The sequence below is a fragment of the Sphingomonas pruni NBRC 15498 genome (assembly GCF_001598455.1).
Taxonomy (GTDB): domain Bacteria; phylum Pseudomonadota; class Alphaproteobacteria; order Sphingomonadales; family Sphingomonadaceae; genus Sphingomonas; species Sphingomonas pruni.
This window is the reverse complement of sequence record NZ_BCYZ01000034.1, coordinates 24983-46307: the sequence shown is the minus strand read 5'-3', so window position 1 is coordinate 46307 and position 21325 is coordinate 24983. Positions and strand designations below refer to the sequence as shown.

16 protein-coding genes are annotated in these 21325 nt (G+C 65.3%); 5 read left to right on the top strand and 11 right to left on the bottom strand.

Features of this window, described 5'->3' with window-relative positions; genetic code table 11:
- Nucleotides 1-15: 15 nt before the first annotated feature.
- Nucleotides 16-375, bottom strand: coding sequence for a PepSY domain-containing protein (locus tag SPR01S_RS11805; protein ID WP_066589840.1), 360 nt, complete (start codon nucleotides 373-375; stop codon nucleotides 16-18).
- 236 nt (nucleotides 376-611) lie between these two features.
- On the opposite strand from SPR01S_RS11805, the gene SPR01S_RS11800 reads away from it, so the two are divergent.
- Together SPR01S_RS11800 and SPR01S_RS11795 are read left to right on the top strand one after the other, a co-directional pair.
- Nucleotides 612-1346 (top strand): phosphatase PAP2 family protein, encoded by a 735-nt coding sequence (locus tag SPR01S_RS11800; RefSeq protein WP_066589837.1) that lies wholly within the window; start codon nucleotides 612-614, stop codon nucleotides 1344-1346.
- A gap of 29 nt (nucleotides 1347-1375) precedes the next feature.
- Complete coding sequence (locus SPR01S_RS11795) at nucleotides 1376-3859, top strand: TonB-dependent receptor (protein WP_066589835.1); 2484 nt, start codon at nucleotides 1376-1378, stop codon at nucleotides 3857-3859.
- Between the two features lie 281 nt (nucleotides 3860-4140).
- Here the strand turns inward: SPR01S_RS11795 and SPR01S_RS11790 are convergent, their stop codons facing one another.
- Nucleotides 4141-4896 (bottom strand): AraC family transcriptional regulator, encoded by a 756-nt coding sequence (locus SPR01S_RS11790; protein ID WP_066589834.1) that lies wholly within the window; start codon nucleotides 4894-4896, stop codon nucleotides 4141-4143.
- A gap of 301 nt (nucleotides 4897-5197) precedes the next feature.
- Here SPR01S_RS11790 and SPR01S_RS11785 point away from each other — a divergent pair, with 301 nt between their 5' ends.
- Nucleotides 5198-6592: a glycoside hydrolase family 28 protein gene (locus tag SPR01S_RS11785; RefSeq protein WP_157082188.1), complete on the top strand. Its 1395-nt coding sequence runs from the start codon at nucleotides 5198-5200 to the stop codon at nucleotides 6590-6592.
- 121 nt (nucleotides 6593-6713) lie between these two features.
- Nucleotides 6714-7496, top strand: coding sequence for a helix-turn-helix domain-containing protein (locus SPR01S_RS11780; protein WP_066589833.1), 783 nt, complete (start codon nucleotides 6714-6716; stop codon nucleotides 7494-7496).
- Nucleotides 7497-7540: 44 nt separating this feature from the next.
- Here the strand turns inward: SPR01S_RS11780 and SPR01S_RS11775 are convergent, their stop codons facing one another.
- The 4 genes from SPR01S_RS11775 to SPR01S_RS11760 form a co-directional block, all read right to left on the bottom strand.
- Entirely contained in the window at nucleotides 7541-8755 is a 1215-nt protein-coding gene (locus tag SPR01S_RS11775; protein ID WP_066589832.1) for a DUF1501 domain-containing protein, read from the bottom strand.
- A gap of 18 nt (nucleotides 8756-8773) precedes the next feature.
- On the bottom strand, nucleotides 8774-10381 hold the full coding sequence (locus SPR01S_RS11770) for a DUF1800 domain-containing protein (RefSeq protein WP_066589831.1): 1608 nt from the start codon (nucleotides 10379-10381) through the stop codon (nucleotides 8774-8776).
- Between the two features lie 106 nt (nucleotides 10382-10487).
- Nucleotides 10488-11435: a S1/P1 nuclease gene (locus tag SPR01S_RS11765; RefSeq protein WP_066589829.1), complete on the bottom strand. Its 948-nt coding sequence runs from the start codon at nucleotides 11433-11435 to the stop codon at nucleotides 10488-10490.
- A 147-nt stretch (nucleotides 11436-11582) separates the two neighbouring features.
- On the bottom strand, nucleotides 11583-13637 hold the full coding sequence (locus SPR01S_RS11760; protein ID WP_066589827.1) for an alkaline phosphatase D family protein: 2055 nt from the start codon (nucleotides 13635-13637) through the stop codon (nucleotides 11583-11585).
- 287 nt (nucleotides 13638-13924) lie between these two features.
- On the opposite strand from SPR01S_RS11760, the gene SPR01S_RS11755 reads away from it, so the two are divergent.
- Complete coding sequence (locus SPR01S_RS11755; protein WP_157082186.1) at nucleotides 13925-14677, top strand: 2OG-Fe dioxygenase family protein; 753 nt, start codon at nucleotides 13925-13927, stop codon at nucleotides 14675-14677.
- Between the two features lie 590 nt (nucleotides 14678-15267).
- Here SPR01S_RS11755 and SPR01S_RS22200 read toward each other — a convergent pair.
- The 5 genes from SPR01S_RS22200 to SPR01S_RS11730 form a co-directional block, all read right to left on the bottom strand.
- Nucleotides 15268-15570, bottom strand: coding sequence for an STAS-like domain-containing protein (locus SPR01S_RS22200; protein WP_066589826.1), 303 nt, complete (start codon nucleotides 15568-15570; stop codon nucleotides 15268-15270).
- Nucleotides 15542-16666: a hypothetical protein gene (locus SPR01S_RS21575; RefSeq protein WP_157082184.1), complete on the bottom strand. Its 1125-nt coding sequence runs from the start codon at nucleotides 16664-16666 to the stop codon at nucleotides 15542-15544. Before SPR01S_RS21575 ends, SPR01S_RS22200 begins: the two co-directional genes overlap by 29 nt.
- A 499-nt stretch (nucleotides 16667-17165) precedes the next feature.
- Nucleotides 17166-19127 carry an ATP-dependent zinc metalloprotease FtsH gene (ftsH, locus tag SPR01S_RS11740; protein WP_066589820.1) on the bottom strand — a complete coding sequence of 654 codons (1962 nt, stop codon included), beginning with the start codon at nucleotides 19125-19127 and terminating at the stop codon, nucleotides 17166-17168.
- 69 nt (nucleotides 19128-19196) lie between these two features.
- On the bottom strand, nucleotides 19197-20189 hold the full coding sequence (gene tilS / locus SPR01S_RS11735) for a tRNA lysidine(34) synthetase TilS (protein WP_245661968.1): 993 nt from the start codon (nucleotides 20187-20189) through the stop codon (nucleotides 19197-19199).
- Nucleotides 20164-21126 (bottom strand): tetratricopeptide repeat protein, encoded by a 963-nt coding sequence (locus SPR01S_RS11730; RefSeq protein WP_157082182.1) that lies wholly within the window; start codon nucleotides 21124-21126, stop codon nucleotides 20164-20166. Before SPR01S_RS11730 ends, tilS begins: the two co-directional genes overlap by 26 nt.
- Between the last annotated feature and the right edge of the window lie 199 nt (nucleotides 21127-21325).

Sequence of the window (21325 nt, the reverse complement as noted above, 5' to 3'; positions counted from 1 at the left end):
GAAGCTGCAAAGACTCTAACCTGCTCGCAGCCGCCGCGCCCGCCGCCGCTTGAGCCACATCGTCAGATACATCCAGACGCCCGACCCGGCGAAGAACAGCAAGGCCAGCCCGCCCGCCAGATTGAGCGCGATCCCGACGGGACCGAGCGATTCACCCGAATGCAGCTTCTTGAACCAATGGTTCCAGCCACCCAGCGCGGTGCGCTTTTCCTCCTTGGGCATCTTGGCGCGATCGGCCTTGCCTGCGACCGCCGTCGCAGACTTTGCCGGTGGGCTGTCGAGGATGGCCGTGGCCTGGGTCACTGCCCCAGTGAAGGCTATGACGAACAGGATGAGCGCGAACCATGGGGCAAGCAGCTTGTGCCAGCGACGCATCTTTTGGATTCCCAGAGTGAAAGGTGACCGCGGCCGGATCGGGCGGCAGGCGGGTTTGACACCGGGGATGTGACAAGCGGGTGATGCCAAAATTCTAAGTTTGCAATGTTGGCGCTTTCGACCCCGTCGCGGGCTGCAGAGTCACGGAACCGTCATCGCGCACACCTAGCGGCCCCACATGACCACGGCGCCCCCGGGCACCACCGGTCCAACGGGTGACAACAGAGGAAGCATTGATGATCGCCAGATATCTGGTGCCGTCCGCGCTTGCGGCGGGCCTTGCCCTGTCGTGCGTCCAGGCGAGCCCGCTGCCGCCGCAAATGGCTGCGGCGCCTGCCGCCGCGACGCAGGACGCCACGCCGCCGCTGCTCGATCCGGCAGAGTTCGCGCCCGACCGCACCTTCGCGCCCCCGCCTCCGCACAATTCGCCGCTCGAAGCGCTCGAGCTGCAGCAGGTAAAGGCGTTACGTGCCGCCGCTTCGCCCGAGCGCCTCGCCCAGGCTGAGCGCGACGGCGAAACCGAGAATCCCACCGCGTTCGATCAGGCGGCGGGGCGCGACCTCGCTCGGCTTCCGGCCACCTATGCGCTGCTCACCCGGATCCAGCGCGAAACCAACCGCGTCGTCCACGTGGGCAAGGACTATTTCAAGCGGCTGCGGCCCTATGGCATCGACCCGCAGATGGCGCATTGCGGCAAGGGGAAGGTCGCCGACCGCAGCTATCCCAGCGGCCATGGCGGCATGGCCTGGTCGGTGGGCTGGGCGCTCACCCGGCTGATGCCCGACCGCGCCCCGGCGATCATCGCGCGGGCGCAGGATTATTCGCTCAGCCGCGAAATCTGCGGCGTCCACTTCCAGTCCGATCTGGAGGCCAGCCACGGCGTCGCGGTGATGATCGCCGACCGCCTGCTCGCCGATCCGCGCTTGGCCGACCAGGTCGCCGCCGCGCGCCGCGAACTCGCCCAACCGTAACCGATATTCTGCCGAACTGGGGACAATCCATGAACCGAACCGCTTTCCGTGCCACGCTGCTCGCCGCCGCCGCGACCAGTGCTTTCCTGCTTCCCGCCGCCGCGATCGCCGGGCCCGATGCCACGCCCGCGGCAAGCAAGGAGGCCGATGCCGGCGCGGCCAAGGATGCGTCGGTGCCCGTGACCGACGACCAGTCGACCAGCGCCAACCAGAAGGGGCAAGCCAACGACAAGCAGTCGCTGACCTCGTCCGACATCATCGTCACCGGATCGCGCACCGCCGAAAGCGCGCCGATCACCGCCTCGCTGACCACCACCCAGCCGCAATCGGCGGTCAGCCGCGATTATATCGACAATGCGACCGCAACCTCGGACTTCAACGAGTTGATCGCACTGACTCCCGGCGTGTCGATCTCGGGCGCCGGCAACGGCTATGGCTTTTCCGAGACCAAGGCGACGATCCGCGGGTTCAAGGACGGCGAATATAACGTCACCTATGACTCGATCCCGTTCGCCGACACCAACGATCCGACGCATCATTCGACCTCGTTCTTTCCGTCGAACACGATCGAGACGGTGGTGGTCGACCGCGGCCCCGGCAATGCCAGCCAGCTCGGCCAGGCGACCTATGGCGGCAATATCAATCTCTATTCGCGCGGCGTGAAGGACGAGATGGGGGGGCAGGTCGAGGGCATTCTGGGCAACTGGAACACCTTTGTCGGCCGGTTCGAGCTGCAATCGGGCAAGATCGACAGCCTGAACGGCACGCGCATCGTGCTGACCGGACAGTATCTGCGCTCCGACGGCGCGCTGACCTATTCGCCGGTCGGGTCGAAGAATCTGTACGGCAAGGCGGTGATCCCGATCGGCAGCGCCAACACGCTGACGATCATGAGCACCTGGAATCGGAATTATTATTATCAGTCAGACGTGAACAAGGGGGCGACCTGCGGCAGCGCGAGCACGCCGAACGGCAGCACCGTCGCGCTTGGCCCCGACGGCAAGCAGCTCACCCAGCTGACCGGTGCCAATTGCTCGGCGAGCTCCAACGTCGGCGTCTATGGCCGCAATTACGGCCTGTCGAACGACCCGACGCAAATGGATTATTGGAAATACAACCGCACCGACAAGACCACCGATTTCTCCTACCTGCGGCTCCAGAGCGACCTCGGCTCGGGATTCTCGATGGACAATCGTGCCTATATGTACGGGTACACCAACAATACCTGGTCGGGGAATAACGGCACCGTCATAACGGGGTTCACCGGCAGCGGCACGAGCGGCGATCCGTACAAGGCGGTCAAGGGCCCCGCGACCGACATCCTGGGTTATAGCAAGCTCAACAAATATCGTGTCTGGGGCTATATCGGCCAGCTCGACTACGACTTCTCGATGGGCAAGATCCGTGTCGGCGGGTGGTACGAGCATGCTGTGACCGACCGCCACACGGTCGATTTCGACCTCACCACCGGCGCGTACAGCTATAACGAGAAGGCCAATTTGGGCACGGCGGCGACGAGCGCGTATCCCTCAACCAACCTCGCCAATCTCGCCTATGTCCAGCATTCCAAGTGGAACCAGTTCCAGCTGTTCGGCGAATTCGAATTCCGCCCGATCGACAGCCTGTCGATCACCCCGGGCGTCAAATATGTGCATTTCGAACGTGGCATCGACGCCGCGGTGAACCAGAAGTCGCGCTTCCCGCTCGATACCAGCGCGACCTGGACCAAGACGCTGCCGTTCCTGACGGTCAACTGGCAGGCGATGAGCAACTGGTCGTTTTACGGTCAATATGCGCAAGGCATGTACGTGCCCGATCTGTCGAGCTTCTATTCGACCTCGGGCCAGCTTTCGACCGCGCTCGACGCGCTCAAGCCGCAGACCTCGACAAACTATCAGGTCGGAACCGTGTGGCACGGCAACAAGCTGTCGCTCGATGCCGACGCCTATATCATCAACATCAACAACAAGATCGGCAGCTGTACCGGCACCTTACCCGCCTGCGATTCGACGTTGCTGATCAATATCGGCCAAGTCCGCTACAAGGGTGTGGAGGGCCAGGTCAGCTACATGCCGGTCACCGGGCTGACCCTGTTCGCCAATGGATCGTACAATTACGCGCACAGCGTGAAGACCGGGGCGCAGATCGCGAAGGCGCCGTTCACCACCGCCGCGGCGGGATTCATCTATCGCAACGGCGGCTTCCGCCTGTCGTTCAACCAGAAATATACCGGCCCGCAATATGCCACCGAGTTCGATGGCAATCCGGACCTCCGCCTGTACCGCATCAAGCCCTACAGCATCGGCGACTTTGCGATCAGCCAGGAAATCAAGAACCTGCGCCTGGGCGTGACCGTCAACAACGTGTTCAACAGCCGCGCCGTGACCGCGATATCGAACGACAAGACAGGCGCTCCAACGACCAATGGGTTCCAGAACGGTTACGGCCTGAAAGACCAGTTCAGCTATCTGCCGCCGCGTTCGTTCCAGGTTTCGGCGCGGCTGAAATTCTGATCGGCGACGGGGCCTCGCTCCGCCCCCACGACGTCGCACGAACGCCGGGCACGCGCGGCCTTCGCGGCCGCGGCGTGCCCGGTCGTTGGCGCGGATCACGCCTTCTTGGCGCAACGGCAATCCTTGCCGCAGGTGCAGTCGGTGCAGGGGCAGGTGTCCGAGCAACGCTTGCTGGTGTCGGTCTGGTCGGTCATCGTCATTCTCCTCTTTTGGTGAGGAGCGCCGGATAGACTGCGGCAGGCGGCGGCGATTGAACGTAGCGGCTAAAGCGTCGTCACGCTCTATAGTCGCTCCAGCGTCGTCGCCGGCAGGCCGAAGGTGCGTTTGAACGTGCGGCTGAAATGCGCCGAATCGGAAAAGCCCGCCGCATGCGCCGCCTCGGTCAGCGATTTTCCCTGGGCATAGACCTCGATCGCGCGGACCAAGCGCAGCCACAATTGGTAGGTCTTGAACGCCAGCCCGGTCTGTTCGACGAACAAGTGCCGCAGCCGGCTGGGCGACAAATAGACGCCGGCGGCCGCGGCGGCGGCGTCCAGCGATCCGTCCATCCTCACGGTCGCCTCCTCGATCACCCGCCGCACGCGTGGATCGGGCAGCGGCGCCGGGCCGGCAGGGGCCAGAAGCTCCACCGCAGCCCGTCCAGCCGCCAGCAGGTCCTCGGCCGTCAGCCCGGCCTCGAACGTGGCGGCAAGCGGGGCAACCACCGGCGTGAGCGCCTCGGCATCGATGGAGGTCAGCGGCCCGTCGGTGAACAGCATCCGGTCGAGCGCGCGCCCGGCACGGCTCTCGGGCTCGACGAAGATGAAGGCCAGCAGGCCATCCGCCTCGAACCGGTGGGGCGCGTCTGCCGCCACCGCGATCGCCGGCGCGCACAGGGTCGTCGTCGCGTCCGCCAGCATCAGCGCGCCCGACAGCGACACGGTGATCTGGATGGCGTGATGCGCGTGGACGTGGCTGTCGCCGAACCCCGCCGGCGCCTCCAGCACCCACACGCTGACGCCCTGCGCTATCCCCAGCTTTGCCCGCCCCGCGACCATGCGCGCCACCCTAGCGGGGCTGGGGCCAAACGAAAACGGGCCGCCGCACCGTGCCTCCGGACTTTTCCGGACTGTGCCGGGCTGGTAAGGCAACGCATATCAAGGTTCGGTCAGTTGCCTGGGTACTCGTGGCTGTGGGGGCACGCGAGAGAGGCAGGCCGGTCAAGATCGGTCGGCGCGGGGTCGCATCCGTCGCTCACTGGGCGTCGCCAATTCGGGCGCGCCGACCGACACTTATTGGGTCCCGGTGGACCGTGACGGCCTGGGTCGTCGCGGAATGCCCGGCAGAGGGTGGGTTTCGATGGTCGATCGCCGCGCGTTCGTCGCGGGTTCATGCGTACTTGCCGCCGCCGGCCGTGCCGCGATCGGTCATGCCGCCACCTTTCCCGCTGCCCTTTCCGCCACTGCGGCCGATCCCGCGACCGACGCCGATTGGGCGGTTGCCGACGCGATCGTCGCGCGGATCCGGCCGCCGGTCTTCCCCGCTGCGATCTTCTCGATCCTCGATCACGGCGCCAGCGAAGGCGCGCCGGCGCACCTCGCGGTCCAGGCGGCGATCGACGCCTGCGCCGCGGCGGGTGGCGGCCGCGTGCTCGTGCCCGCCGGATTGTGGCGGATCAACGCCGCGATCCATCTCCGCTCGAACGTCGATCTCCATCTCGAGCGCGATGCCGTGCTCCGCTTCGGCAGACCGGGGGAGATCGCCCTGCCGATCGTCCTCACCCGCTGGGAAGGGACGGAGGTCTATAATTTCTCGCCGCTGATCTATGCGCGCGATTGCACCAATGTCGCGATCACCGGACCGGGCGTGTGCGACGGCCAGGGAGGACAGGGCTTCTTTCAATGGCGCCCGCACCAGGATCGCGACAAGGCGGCGCTGCGCGACATGGGAGAGGCGGGCACCCCCGTCGCCGATCGCCGCTTCGGCCCCGGCCATTTCCTGCGCCCGCCCTTCGTCCAGTTCTTCCGCTGTACCAACGTACTGATCGATGGTCCGAAATTCGTCGACTCGCCATTCTGGACGATCCATCCGGTCTATTCGACCAACGTCATCGTGCGGAACGTCACGGTGATCAGCCATCACCTCAATTCGGACGGCTGCGACCCGGATTCGTGCCAGGACGTGCTGATCGAACATTGCCGCTTCGACGTTTCCGACGATTGCATCGCGATCAAATCGGGCCGCGATCAGGACGGCTGGCGGGTCGGCCTGCCGACCCGCAACGTCGTCATCCGCGATTGCCAGATGTCGACCCATATCGCCGGCGCGATCGCGATCGGCAGCGAGATGTCGGGCGGCGCCTCCAATATCTTCGCCGAGCGGCTCGACGTCCACCACGCCAAGCAGGCTTTGTATTTCAAGGCCAATCTCGACCGCGGCGGCACGATCGCCCAGGTCCGGGTGCGCGACGTGAAGGTGCGCGACAGCGAGACGCTGATCGATTTCACCACCGCCTATCACCACAGCCGCGGCGGCAATTCGCCCCCCACCTACAGGCAATTCACCGTCGAGCGCGTCGATTGCCGCAATACCGGCCGCGCGCTGCGCATCGTCGGGGTGGAGGCGGCGCCGGTCCAGGACGTGCTGATCCGCAACGTGACGGTCGGCAAGGCGCGTCAGCGGAACGTGATCGCACACACCCGGGATCTGCGGCTGGACGGCGTGCGGGTGAATGGGCAGGTGCTCGTGGCGTAGGTTGCGAATCCAATACGCCCGTTGTTCTTGACCACGATAGAATATCAACCAGCAACCTGGTCCAAAGGTACGAATTTTTCGGGGTAGCTGCTATTCTATCCGCGGCTTAGGCCGACGAGATATGACCATGGCGGTGAAAGAGGGCTTTGGCGCCCTGACCGAGAAGGAAAAGCAGACCCTGCGCCTGATCGTCCGCGGTCACGACGCCAAATCGGTCGCGCGCAGCCTTGGCCTGTCGGTCCACACGATCAACGAACGCCTGCGCGACGCGCGCCGCAAGATGGCGGTGTCCAGCAGCCGCGAAGCCGCGCGCTTGTTGTTCGAATCCGAGGGTGGCGAGCCAGGCGCACCGATCCCCGATTTGTTGGGGGACGCAAGAATCGGGGGAGCCGCGAGCCGCGCTGGCGTGGATCAGGGAAGGGCGCCGGTCAGCGGCGCAGGGCGGATTGCCCGCCATCCCTGGATCGTCATCGGAGTGTTGCTCATGACCTTTGCTCTCGGACTATTGGCATTCGTCGCCTTGCCTCAGGCCGCGTCCGCGCCGCCGTCGACGCCCGTCGCCGCCGACGCCAAACCCAATGCGGAAGTCGTGGATGCGGCGCGGCAATGGCTGGTGCTGGTCGATCAGGGCCGCTGGGACGACAGTTACCGCGCGACCGGCAGCGCGTTCCGCAAGCTGAACACCGTGCAAGTCTGGACCGACATATCCGAAAAGGTGCGCACGCCGCTCGGCGCGTTGATTTCGCGGACGTTGCTCAGCGAGCAGAACTTGCCAGCGCCGCCTTATGGCTATGAAGTCGTGAAGTTCCGAGCCCGCTATGCCAACAAGGCCGACGCGGTGGAGACGGTAACGCTCGAGCGTGAAGACGGCGCGTGGCGCGTGGTGGGTGCGACGATCGAATGAGAGCGGAGGCGGCGCGTGACATTCGCGCCGCCGACCCACGCGCTTCAGACGAGCTGCAAGTCGACCGGCTTGGCCGCGGGAAACACCGTACCGACCCGGTCGCCGGCCAGGCCGAATTGCCGCGCCGCGAGGCCGCCGATCATCGACCGGTAATCGGTCAGCACGGGCAGGTCGCGGCCCTGGTTGAGTGTCGCTTGCGACAGCGCGACCTGGGCCCCGGCCATGCGCCCGCCATTCACGCCGCCGCCCATCACCCAATAGATGCTGCCATGGCCGTGATCGGTGCCCTTGTCGCCATTCTCGTGGAACGTGCGGCCGAATTCGGAGACGACCACCACCGTCGTGTTGCGCCAGGCATCGGGGCCGATCTCATCGGCGAAGCCGGCCAGGCCGCGCCCCAATTCGCCAATATGCGTCGCCAGATAGCCTTGCGCGCCGCCCTGATTGACGTGCGTATCCCACCCGCCGACATCGACGAAGGCGAGATTGAACTGGTCGCGCATCAGCCGCCCGATCCGCCGCGCCGACAGTTCGAAGCCCTTGGGGCTGACCGCGCCGCGGCTCGCTTCCTTCATTTCCTCGTCGACGGTCTTGAACACGGTGTCGCGCACCTGGAATCCTTCCGCGACCGAGCTGCCCAGGTCGTTCGCGCCGCTATGCTGCCCCTTGTACATTGCGGTGATCAGCGCGGCGTCCTTGGGCGGCACGGCGGGCTTCGATCCGACCGCCGCCAGGGCGATATTCGGGATCACCGGCCCGCCGCGAAAGCAGAGCGGCAGCTGGTCGGTGAACGAGATCGGCTTGTCCTGTTCCAGCGCCGCGGCGAGCCGCGCCATGAAGCCGGAATTGTAATTGCGATGCCCGCCGATCGGCTGGCCGAGCTCGATCGTGTCCTGGGTCTCGAAATGGCTGCGGCTCATATCGTCGGTGCCGACGAACGGCACGAACGCGATCTGCTTCTTCTGCCACAGCGGATAGATCGAGTCCTTGAGCGCCGGGTGCAGGCTCCAGTCGGCGTCGAGCGCGATCGGCGCATTGGGATCGGCCGGGTTGGGTTTGCCGAGCGCGATCGTCGGGCGAGAGGCGTGATAGAAATCGTTCCCCGTCGGCGCGATGATGTTGGCGGCGTCATAGGCCCCGCGCAGGAACACGACGAGCATCCGGCTGCCCGCTTGCGGCGCGGCAAACGCGCGCCCGGCGACGATCAGCGGCGCCAATGCGGCGGTACCGGCGATAAGGTCACGGCGATCGAGCAACATAGACGTTCTCCGTTCGCGTCAGCGATGCATGAATTCGGGCGATGACAGGAACAGCGCGTTCCATTCCTGCGGCGAGCTTGCCTGGGTCAACGCCGTCTTGGTCTGCCCACCCAGTGCCGGCGCGACGGCGCCGTAATAGGCGGCGGTCTGCAGCTTGGGCAGCGCCGGTATCGGAATGGCCGGCGGCGCGGTGGCGGCGGGCGGCGTGGCCGATGTCATCCCGGGCGCCATCATCGCCGGCGCCATTGGGCCGCCCATCCCCACGGCGGCCACGGCGGCGGGAGGAGCGGGGGGCTTGAACAGTCCGGCCGCGCCGCCCCCGATCTGCCGCGCGATCTCGAACCGAACCGACATCTGGCCGGGCCCGGTCCAGGCGGCCGAGGCCATCGGATAGCCGTCGGGCGTTTCGCGCGCATACAGGCCTTCGCCCATGCGGTTGAGCCAGCCGATGATCGGCTGCGCGTTCACGATCACCTTGTCGCCGTACATCAGGCGCACCGACGAAACCGCATAATGGACAGGGTCCTTGAACGCGGTACCGAGCGATTGCCGGAACTCGGGCGCGCGGATCATCGTGCGTAACACTTGGGCGATGTCGCCGTCGCTCTTTTGCCAGGTCGCGGTCATGCGATCGACGACGGGGGCGGGCGGCGTGTCGCCCATGAAATAGGTCGCGAGTTGCTCGGAGACATGGTGCGCGGTGGCCGGCGACCGCGCGATCAGATCGAGCGCTTCCTCGACTTCGCCAAAGCCGCTGCCTTTGATCGTATGACCAAGGAATTGCTTGTCGCCGAAATCGTGGCGGTTGGGATTGAACTCGAACAGCCCGGCGCGGACATAGAGCCCCTGGCGCTGCGGGCTGAGCTTGGGCGCATTGGGGCTGAGGTCGACCCCGACCCCCGTCAGGATTCGCGCCAGTTCCTGCACGTCCTTTTGCGTGTAGCCCGACCCGACGCCCATCGAGTGGAGTTCCATGATCTCGCGCGCGTAATTCTCGTTGATATGGTTCGCCGCGTTCTGATCGTTGTCGAGGTATCGCAACATCGCCGGATGCCTGAGCGTTGCTTCCAGCAAGTCGCGGAACTTGCCCAGCGAATGGTCGCGGATCGTGTCCTCGTAATCGCCGACCATCGCGCGGATATCGCGCTTCTGCGCCTGGACGTTGAAATGGTTGAACCAGAACCAGGTCAATTGTTCGCGCAATTGGTCGGGCGCGTAGAGGTCGCGCAGCAATGATCGCGTCGCCGCTTCATTGGCCAGCGCGTTCATGCCCTGCTGATACGCCTTGCGCGCGGCGTCGCGCTGGGCGGGATCGGGCAGCTTGTTGGCATAGCGGATCGCCGCATCCTGCTCGACGACCAAGGCCGCCAGCGGCTCGCGGCTGATCCGCATCGCCGCGATCCGGGCGGCCGCCTCTGGCGGCAGTGTGTCGTCGGGATGCTTGAGCTGGGCGTCGAGCCAATGGCCGCTACCGGCCTTGTCGCTCCCGGTATCCGCCGCGGACGCGCCCCAGGTCAGGCGGTTCACCCAGGCCGCCGACTCTTGCGCCGCCGGGGCAGCCAAAGCGGGCGTGGCGAGCACGCCGAACAACAGAACGGAGACGGAGCGAGCGCGCAAATCGGCCATCCTTCGGGAGACCTCTACGCCCCAGTTCCTGAACCGATCCTGTCGGGAAAGGAATAATCGCCGATTTATGATCGACTTGGCGCGGGCTTGGCCGGACGATCTTGCCCTATTTGCCAAACGCCGCCCGCACCGCATCGGCGATGCGATGGCCGCCCAGCGCGACGCGGCGTTCGCCGGTGGTGCGGCGCGCGTCGCTATAGCCCAGCGGGACCGGCAAAGCGGCGGCCGCCGCCACCGCGCCTTCATACGTTCCGCCCTTGTAAGCGACCGATCGCGCCAGCCCGAAACTCTCGTCCGCCCAGGACCGGAACGCCTCGGCATCGGCCTTGCCGGTCAATTCGCTCAGCGCCGATCGCGGCCAGGCGCGGTCGAGCCGCACGCGCACCGCCTCGACATTGGCGTCGTCATCCTCGTCCCCGCCGACGGTGTCGTCCCAATAAGCGTGCAAATTGGTCGCCGCCGCCCCCTCCGACGGCCGGACGAAGTCGGCTTCGCCCGCGCGGTCGCTCAACGGAAAGCGGGCGGAGATCAGGTGCCCGCCATGGAGCGGCTGCTGGATGTCGCCGGCCAGGTGGAACAGCCAGCACAAGGACACCGCGCGATCCGCCGCCGGCGCATAGCCGTCGCGCACGGTCGCCAGGTTGAGCCGATAGGCCTCGACCGCTTCCCCGGTGCTCATCGCCAGCAATGCCGGCGGGACCTTGGCGGGATCGGACTGGGACGGGACCAGCCGCAGCCAGTAATGCCAGCCGGGATGATCATAGGGCCCCTTGCGCGCATCGTCCGGCCAGCGCGCCATCAGCTCGAATAGCCGCCGCGTCCGCGCTTCGCCCGAAAACCCCGCCAGCGCACGATCGAACCGCGCCTTGTCCGGATGGTCCGCCATGATCGCCTCTATCTTCGCGATCAGCCCCGGATCGGTCCTGGCCAGATCGTCATAGGCGATGGCGCCGGTCACCATATGCCCCTGGTTCGACCAGGCGGAAGCGGTGGTGGCAGGGGCCAAAGCCGCGGCGAAGCACAAGGCGAAGGCGAGACGTTGGTTGATCCGCATGGTCGGCGATCCTCCCCGATATATTCTGCCCGCGACGTTGGCGCCGCGAGGGTTGTCTTACGTTAACGTAAGTTCGGGGAGGGGAGTCAAGTTGGTCGTCGGTCGCGATGAGAAAAGTTGCCGTCGTCCTGACCGCCACCGATACCGTCAGATCGACAATTTAGCGTCTCCCTCGATCACCCGCTGCTCGAGCTTCGGCGGAGTGCCCGGCTGCCACAGCCGCGCCTGGTGCGACACGCGGTACCGCAGCGGGCCGCCGTCGGGCGTCGTGGCGCGCGCGATCGGGCGGACGATGCAGACGAACTCGGTGTCGATCGTGTCGGGTCCGGCGCTGACCACGGCATAGCCGTGTCCGGCCATGTCGACGAATTCCAGATGCGGCGCGACGTCGGGATTGGTCAGCGCGCGCGCTTTCGCGATGTCGCCGCTCGCCGCATATTCCAATGCGCTGCGCACGCCGCGCTTGATCGTCAGGTTGATCGTATGCTCCGGCGCCCCGCCCGCCGGCTTGCGCACGTACAGCGGCAGGGTGGGGGATTCCTTGAAATATTCGGCCGCCTCGCCCAGGCCCGGCGCCGAAATCGATCCGGTGATGAAGCTGATCCCGACCGGCGCGAACCCCGCGGGCGGCAAGGCCGGTGCGGCATAGCCCGCCCAGAAGCTGTGGCGGTCGCCCGAGACGGTGACGAACCCCGACACCTTGTGGTCGCGCACCATGTCGTAGATTTCCGCGCGCTCGGCATAGGCGCTGCTGAAGTCGGGGTTGGCGAACGTGCCATACCCCTTGCCCGGCCAGGGCGCCTTGATCAGGCCGGCGGGCAGGTTCTGCGGGTCGGTCCGCATGTCGAGCGTGCCGTTGGTCGCGCCCCAGATCTTCCAGGTCGCGGTCGATCGCGTCAGCCGCTCCTTGAGCCACGCCTTCTGCTCGCGGCCGAGCACGGTATAGGCGGGCTCGTCCTTGCGGAAATTGGGGATGGTCTTGTCGCCGATCGCGATCGTCGCGGGGGGCTTGCCGCCGGCATAGTCCTTCCCGCCGTCGACGATCTCCATCCATTCCTGCGGCAGGACCGGATAGTCGCCCGAATCGAGCGCCGCCGCTTCGGGCCGGTCGGTCGGGTCGGCCGCCTTGTAGCTGTGAAAGTCGGTCAGGATCAGCTCGACGTGCCGGCCGTAACGCAGCGCGCGATAGGCGGTCATGCTGCCGACCGCGATGCGGTTATTGGCCTCGGTGCCGAAGCCGTGATCGTCGAACGTCTCGATCGGCGCCTTCGCCACCGCGGGCGGTCCGAACTGGTCGAGCCCGGCGCCCGACGCCTTGCGGACGCGCGACGGGATATATTCCCACCATGCCTGGTTGGCGGCGACGCGCAGCGGCTGCGCGGGTTCGACCTTGCCGCCATATTTGATGAAGCTCTGCCAGCCCTGCCACGAGAATTCGTGATTGTCGCCGATGCACACGAACGGGAAATAGGCCCGCGCGTCCTGGATGTCGGGATCGTCGATATGCGCGCGATAGACGTGGCGATAGCCGGCCAGGTTGGTCGGCACGTGGAAGTTGCTGACCTTGCGCGCATCGGGAATGCGGCCGAGGTCATAGACGGTGCGCGAATAGCGATGCGGCACCTCGTCGGGATATTCGACGACCTCGTAGATGAAGTCGCCCAGATGCAGCACGAAACCCAGCTTGCGGTCGGCGGGCGCGCGCTCATCCTCCCAGATCATTCGGCGATAGGCGTTCTGCGCGCCCTCGTTGACGCTGTTGCACGACACGAAGGCGAAGCGGACCGGGCGCGGATCGGTCGCGCGCGGGGCGGTGATCGTGCGCCCCACCCGGCTGCCCGCGCCGCTGTCGTCGGTGAAACGGTACCAATAGGTCGTCGCCGGCGACAGGCCGCCGACCAGCGCGCGGCCGGTCCAGTCGGCCGCCGCCAGCACCGGCACCCGCGCCGTCGCGACGACGCGGCGGAAGTCCGCATCCAGCGCGACTTCGACGGTCAGTGCGTGGCGATCGCCCCGGTCGAACGGCCGCCGGGTCCACAGCACCACGCTATGTTCGTCGGGATCGCCCGACGCGACGCCCTGGGGATAGAGCGCGCGATCCTCGCGCCACGCGACGCGCGACGGCGCGGCGGCCGATCGCGTCGCCCAGACGCCGACGATTCCGATACTTGCGGCGCTTGCCAGAAATTGTCGACGATCCATCTCACCCTCCGGGCTGGCATCAGCAGATAGTGTCGCGGCGGCGGTCGGCGGCCAGGCTCTCCTGTCGCGGCCGGTGGAAATCGGGCGTGCCCGCGTCCCCACAATGGCACCGGGACGCGGTCAATTCGCAGTGCTGTAATGATTTAATACACTGAGGCGCGCCGCGGTCAATCGGGCGGCCGAATGCGGCCACCGGCCCGCGTCCGCCATGATCTGGCCGCACGAAGGATTATATGGCGGGCATCGCGCCTCGATAGCGGGGGCCGCCATCGACAGGGGACCGCACCGTGCCTCGACCATTGGAGACGATCGGAAACGAGGCGGACGTGCGCCTGGCCGGCGAGCTTGCGGCGCAGGGCTTCGTGCGGCCGGCGCCGGGCGCGATCGACTGGTTGCCGGCGGCGGCGTCGGATCCGGAGTGGCAGGACTTCGCCCAATCGTGGAACCGGCTCGGGCTCGATCGCTACATGGCCGATGGCGGTCGCTATCGCCGGCGGCGCCACGCCGCTTTGGCGATGACCCCCGACGCGATCGTGCGAAAGCCGCACCAGCCGCATTATCAGAGCCGCGACTATAATCGGCTGAACGGCGACGTTCAGCGCTGGTTCGATCCGATCGAAGACGCCATCGTCGACAGCGCGATGATGCGACGGCTGCTCCGCGGCGCGACCGATTGCTTCGAGCGCGCCGGCGAGGGCGATGCGCCCCGCCTTTGGCATGTCGAGCTCCACCAGTTCCGGATCGAGGCCAATGCGCACGAGCCGGGGCGCCCGACCCCGGAGGGAATGCATCGCGACGGCGTCGACTGGGTGTTGGTGATGCTGATCGATCGGGTGAATGCCGACCAGGGCGTCACCGAAATCCGCATCGCCGGCCGGCCACAGATCGACCGCTTCACCCTGGCGGCACCGGGAGACGCCGTGCTGCTGGACGATCACCGCGTGCTGCACGGCGTGACGCCGATCCGGCCGATCGATCCGGACAGACCGGCATATCGCGATGTGTTTGTGGCGACGTGGAAGGAGGAGGGTGGGGGTTGAGGGTATGTTTCGGAGCGGGGTTTATGCCCGTCACTGTAATTGCGAGATTTAATCGCGCTGCAAAGCGAGGATTAGCGGGAGCAGAGTGAGAAGACGAAGGGATCTCCGCGGTTTAACCGGCTTGAATGCCGCATAGAATGCACGGTCAATAGACAGCAGCAAATCTTGAACGGCACCCGCGGTGTCTGAAACATGGCTTACGTCCGCGGCTTTGCGCCTTCGTCCTTTGCGCCCAAACTCCCCACCAGTCGCTGACTTCCGAATTTCCGCCACCAACTCGGCCTGGTTAAATTCTAACCCTGCTTCACGCAGTACAAGGGCGCGGCGTGACAGGCGTTCGACCGCTGACGTTAGATTTATTTCGGCCGCCGGCGCTTGGGATGGTGTGCAGGCCATCCAATAATGGAGCGTCGCCGTTTCGACTGTTGAACCGGCCTCGGCGACATCGCTAATACGTTCCCGGACTTCCTTTCGGAACTCCCGCCTCTCGGTCTGCCGAGCGACAATGTACCAACCGAGAATTGTGACAGCCGCCGTTCCAATGAACGAAAACCGAGCAATCCAGTCAGGCGTGTCCGCTGCGCTTGGGGTCAGTGCAGATATCCCTTTATCTCGCTAACCAGCGAGGGATCAGACGAATGAAGGTTTATCCGCCGCAGCAGATCTCCTGCGACGAAGCCGAGCCGCACCAAGCCGCCAAATGCCTCCTCGAGAAACGAGGAACCATATGGTCTAGTGCCATCAAGCTCGACAGTCACGGCCTGCTCGCCGGACAGAGCCGGCACAAGGAACTCAGTCCTGAAGCGCTCTCCCGAATTAGGGCCGTCGGAAACATACCGGCCCGCCGGGGCGCGTGAAAAATCTCTAGCTATGTTGATCACGTTCACGTCCATCCGCTATCGCTGCCTCGGTCGGCACTCGCCACCAAACGAGCGTTCCCATGAATCGTTCACGAAAACTCCGACTTATATCTTCGCGATCATTAGTGGTACCAACATAACCTCTGTTGCTGTGGATTCCAACGGTTCCGTTTTTCGAATTTTGCGTCGCTGACCAGATTTGAGGTAAGCCCTTGCCGCGGTGGCCGGCGCCAGTTCGGGATTTTCCGAGCTCCAATGCAGATTTAATTGCAACCACATCGGCTGCATCGCCCTCAAAAAGGCCAGCGATTGATCTAAGTAGTTTGCTGGACCAATTCAGTGGCAGCGACCTTGGAATCCCGATGCCGAGGTCGCAGACGATGACTGAGAGCATCCCGTCCTTTTCGTGGGTGAACATCCACCAACGGCGTTCGCCAAATTTCGCACAGCCGTCTTCTCGAGGCTCAGCGTAGGCATGGTGCAAACTGTTGACGATGGCCTCCGCCAGTCCCTTTTGCATGCCCTCCATCACTGCAGGCGCGATACGCCCCTCATGCTTGTCGAGAACGTCACCAGGCCGTTCGTCAATCCGGGTGCCTGTAGCATAACGCCAGTGTCTCACGCTCTCGTCGAATGATTCCGTGGCATGCTCGACCGGTGGTGCCTGCTTGATGAGTTCGAAAAGACCAATTTGATCAAAGGTCTGGCCAACAATTTTCCCTCTTTCTGTTTTTCGAGATGGCAGTCGGCATCGGATTGTGCGCCGCCCGCCCGTCATTCGTATCGCGCGATCCAACTCCGCCATAAGAGCAAGCATCCCCGTGGCATGTAGATGCGCAGTGTGGGAAAAATCGACGATCAGATCCTGCTTCTTGAGGATCAGTCGCCGTCTGATGTGGCCACAGAGTGCTAACGTTGGGCCGCGGTGAGCATCATCGTGTATCGCAACGCTCTGGGGTGCCAAAACAACGACAAAATTCGCTTCGTCTCTTGCGCGTGAGAGGTGCCAGCGGCGTTCCCCGTCACGTCGGATATGCTTCTTTTCGCGCTGGCGAACCCGACGCCGACTACGCTTACGAATTACCCCAACCGGAACTGTTCGACCATTAAGTCTTCGTAGGCGCGCCATAGTCCTCTGCTGTGAGAATCTGGCCGCATTCGCAAGCCCTTCAAGCCAAATTGGTGCGAAATGCTCAGTCTCGATAGATGAGACTAGTTTGCTAAACGATTTTCGCTAGGCGAGCGATGTGCAACTTCCATCAGAAATGGTCACGCTGCTTGACCGGAAGCATGTGGTGGCTTCGAGGTCTCCCGATGACCCTGAACTACGTCGTGGCCGTAATCCGGCTCTGACTGGCCAGCCATTTCACGCTCCGACAAAAACCGAAATTGGACTGCCGAGTTTCGGTCAAGACCGCTCCGCGCAATATCGACAATCTCTCCTGGACTCTGATGAACGACGGCTTTCGGGATCAGGGGCGCGGTAGTTCGATGATCTATTTCGGGGCGCAACGCGGCCATCGACAACCGCGGAGATAGGTCAGGTCAACACATGTTAAAGTGCTGAAATCAAAAACCCTCCCCGCTCACACGGGAAGGGCCTCTCGCATCACAACAATCGTTGAGCCTTAAGCGCCAGCCGGCGCCGGATTCCCGAACGGCCCCGACGGGCGCCGCGTCTTCGGGATCGAGGTCCCGCTGCTCGGCAGGGTCGAGCTCGTCGCGCCGGCGTCGGGCCGGTTGATGTCCTCGCCCGCGGCGATCGCCTTGATCTCTTCGCCGGTCAGCGTCTCATATTCGAGCAAGGCGCCCGCCACGCGGTGGAGCTGGTCGATATTCTCGCTCAGCACCTCGGTCGCGCGCTTGTGGCCGCCGTCGATCAGCGACTTGATCTCGCTGTCGATCATCAGCGCGGTCTCGTTCGACATGTTGTGCCGCTGGGTCTGCGAATAGCCCAGGAACGTCTCGCCCTGCTCTTCCTCATATTCCAGCGGGCCGAGCTTGTCGGACATGCCCCAGCGCATCACCATCGCGCGGGCGAGCTTGGTCGCCTGCTTGATGTCGCCCGACGCGCCCGACGAGACCTTGTCATAGCCGAAGATGATCTCCTCGGCCGCGCGCCCGCCCATCACGGTGGCGAGGTCGGCGTACATCTTGTCGCGATGATAGGAGTAATTGTCGCGCTCGGGCATCGACACGACCATGCCCAGGGCACCGCCGCGCGGGATGATCGTCGCCTTGTGGATCGGATCCGACGCCGGCTCATGGATGCGGACCAGAGCGTGACCGGCCTCATGATAGGCGGTCATCTTCTTTTCCTCGGGCGTCATGACGAGCGATTTCCACTCGGTGCCCATGATCACCCGGTCCTTGGCGAGCTCGAACTGCGCCATCGCGACCAGTCGCTTGCCCAGCCGCGCCGCCATCAATGCGGCTTCGTTGACCAGATTGGCCAGGTCGGCGCCCGACATGCCCGGCGTGCCGCGCGCGAGCGTGCGCGCATCGACGTCGGGGGCCAAAGGCACCTTCTTCATATGGACCTGGAGGATCTGCACGCGGCCCTCGATATCGGGCAGCGGCACCGTCACGCGGCGGTCGAACCGGCCCGGGCGCAGCAGCGCGGGGTCGAGCACGTCCGGCCGGTTGGTCGCGGCGATGATGATGATGCCTTCGTTCGCCTCGAACCCGTCCATCTCCACCAGCAACTGGTTGAGCGTCTGTTCGCGTTCGTCGTTACCATTGCCCAGCCCGGCGCCGCGATGGCGCCCGACCGCGTCGATTTCGTCGATGAAGACGATGCACGGCGCCGACTTCTTGGCCTGTTCGAACATGTCGCGCACGCGGCTGGCGCCGACGCCGACGAACATCTCGACAAAGTCCGAGCCGGAGATGGTGAAGAACGGCACGCCCGCCTCGCCCGCGATCGCGCGGGCCAGCAGCGTCTTGCCGGTACCGGGCGAGCCGACCAGCAACGCGCCCTTGGGAATCTTGCCGCCCAAACGGGCGAACTTGGTCGGGTCCTTCAGGAACTCGACGATCTCCTGCAATTCCTCGCGCGCCTCATCGATGCCGGCGACGTCGTCGAACGTCACCTTGCCCTGCTTCTCGGTCAGCATGCGGGCGCGGCTCTTGCCGAAGCCCATCGCGCCGGAGCCCGACGATTTCTGCATCTGGCGAATGACGAAGAACGCGATCGCCAGCATCAGCACGAACGGCAGCGACTGGACGAGCAGATATTGCCAGATCGAGGGCGTTTCCTCGGGCTTAGCGACGACCTCGACATTGTTGTCGATCAGGCGCTGGACCAATTGCGGATCGGGCACGCCGGCATTGGTGGTGAAGGTCGAATTGTCCTTCATCGTGCCCTTGATCGCGGTGCCGGCGATCTCGACCTTCTTGACCGATCCGTCCTTCACCTTGGCGACGAAGCCCGAATAGGACAATTGCTGGCCCGCCGGGGTCGTCGCGCGATCGCCGAGCATGGCCACCAGCACCGCCAGGGCAACCGCGATACCCACCCAGAGCAACAGGTTCCGGGCCCAGTTGTTGCCGCCGCCGTCCTGGCCGGGCTGCTTGTCGTTGTCGTTCATCGTCGCGAGATACCTTTCGTGCCCTTAAAGATAAGGCACCAAGCCTTAATGGCAATGGAACAACGTCGATCAGAGCAATCGACGCGGTGGGGCTTTGCGAAAACGCCACGCCGCGGGCGACAATGCCACCGCCGCCACGCCGCCCAGCATCGCAGTCTCGCCCGATTCCAGCGCCTTGACCATCCGTACCAATGCGGAGCCGCGGATTTCGGCCGCGGGGTCGATTTGGCGGATGCATTGCTCGACCAGCCGGCGGACCAGCTCGAAGGGCAGGTCGCGGGGGTCGAGCATCAGCGAATCACCGTCGGCCGCGATACGATCCGTCCCAAGCTGACGCACCATCCAGACGATCGCGTCCTCGGCATCGGCCAAGGCGGCGGCGCTCGCCGCGACTCGCGACGGGTCGATCCAGTCGATGGCGGCGAGTTGCTTGCGCAGCCGCGCGCGGTAGAACCGGTCGCTGACATTGCTCGGATCCTCGACCGCGACGATCCCCGCCGCCGCGACGATCGCGCCGAGCTCGGCGCGGCGCCAGCCGAGCAGCGGCCGGATCACCCGCCCGCTCCGCGCGCGTACCCCCGCCAGCCCGCCGACCCCGGCGCCGCGGTTGAGCCGCATGATCAATGTCTCGACCTGATCATCGGCATGGTGCGCGGTGGCGATCTGCGTCGCCCCGACCGCATCGGCATGCGCTTGCAGCAATTCGTAGCGCAGCGCCCGCGCGCGCGCCGACAGATTGGCGGTATGCCCCGTCCGCTCGGGCAGCTCGCCGCTGAGCACGGCATGATCGATGCCGCTCGCCGCGCAGAGATCGGCAACCCACGCCGCCTCGTCCGCCGCTTCGGGGCGCAATCCGTGGTCGACCGTCGCCGCGATGCAGCGCTCGCCAAGCAAGGCGTGGGTCAGCAGCAGCAAAGCCACGCTGTCGGGTCCGCCCGATACCGCGACCAGTACGCGGTCGTGCGCCGGGTCGCACAGCGCCGACAGGTCCGCGGAGAACCGCGCGAGCGTCGCCGGATCGATCGCGCGCGTCAGGTCAGGCGGCGCATCGGTTGGCGGCACGGCCCTTGTCCGCATCGGCCTTTTGCGCGGCGGTCAGCTTGGAGCCATAGACGTCGTTCAGCTCGGTATAGACGCGGCAGATGTCGGTCCGCGGCTTCTTGAGCACGGTCAGCGCCTTGGCCAGGTTGAGCAGACTGTCGGCGGCGCGCTCGCCATCGGGCAGCTTGGAATAATTCTCGTAATAGATTTGCGCGGCCAGATTGGGCTTGTTGTCGTCCATATAGATCGTGCCGAGCAAATTCTGCGCGCGGCTGACCAGGCGGTGGCCGGCATATTTGGTCCCAAAACCCTGCAATTGCGCCTCGGCCTCGGGATAGAATTGCGCCTGCCACAAGCGATAGGCGTAATTATAGGCGTACATCGCCTTGTCGACCGCGTCCTTGCCGGCGGGCTTGGGCACGGCGGCGACCGCCTTGGCGCGATCGGGGTCGCTGGCGGCGGTGGCGGGCTTGGGCGCGGGGCCGGCAGCGGGCTTGGTGCTCGACTTGACCGGGCCCGGCGCCGGGCCGTCGGTGACCGCGGCGGGATCGGCATCGCCGGCCGGGGCCGCGCCGCGATCCTCCAGCGCCTTTAGCCGCGCGTCGGTCGCGCGCTTATAGGCGGCGAAATCGGCCTCGAGCTGCTGCATCTTGTGCTCGTCCGTCTCCAGCCGCCCAGTGAAGCTCGACAATTCGGATTCGACCGAGGTCAGGCGCTGTTCGAGATCGGCGAGCGGCGCGCTGGCGGGGGTGCCCGGGGCAGTGACCGGCTGATTGTCGGGGCCGATCTCCGGCTGGATCAGCGGCCCGGATGTGCGCGACACGACGCGCTCGACCGTGTTCATCCGCTTTTCCAGCTGGCCCAGCCGCGCATCGACCGACCGGTCCTGCGCGTGCGCCGGTGCGGCGATCGCCAGGCCGGCCGCCGCCATCATGACCGTCGTCAACAAACTACGCATACTTGTCCCCAGAATGACCCGCTATGGTTAACCTAACGCGGAATATGTGCACGCGCTACTCCGTGCGCGGAGAGTTTCACGCTTCCCCGGCGAAGGCCGGGGCCCAGGATCGATGACTTGGAGAGGGCGTACCGCCGCCGCCAATCCATCGCGACTGGGCCCCGGCCTTCGCCGGGGAGGCGTATTCCTCATTACGCCG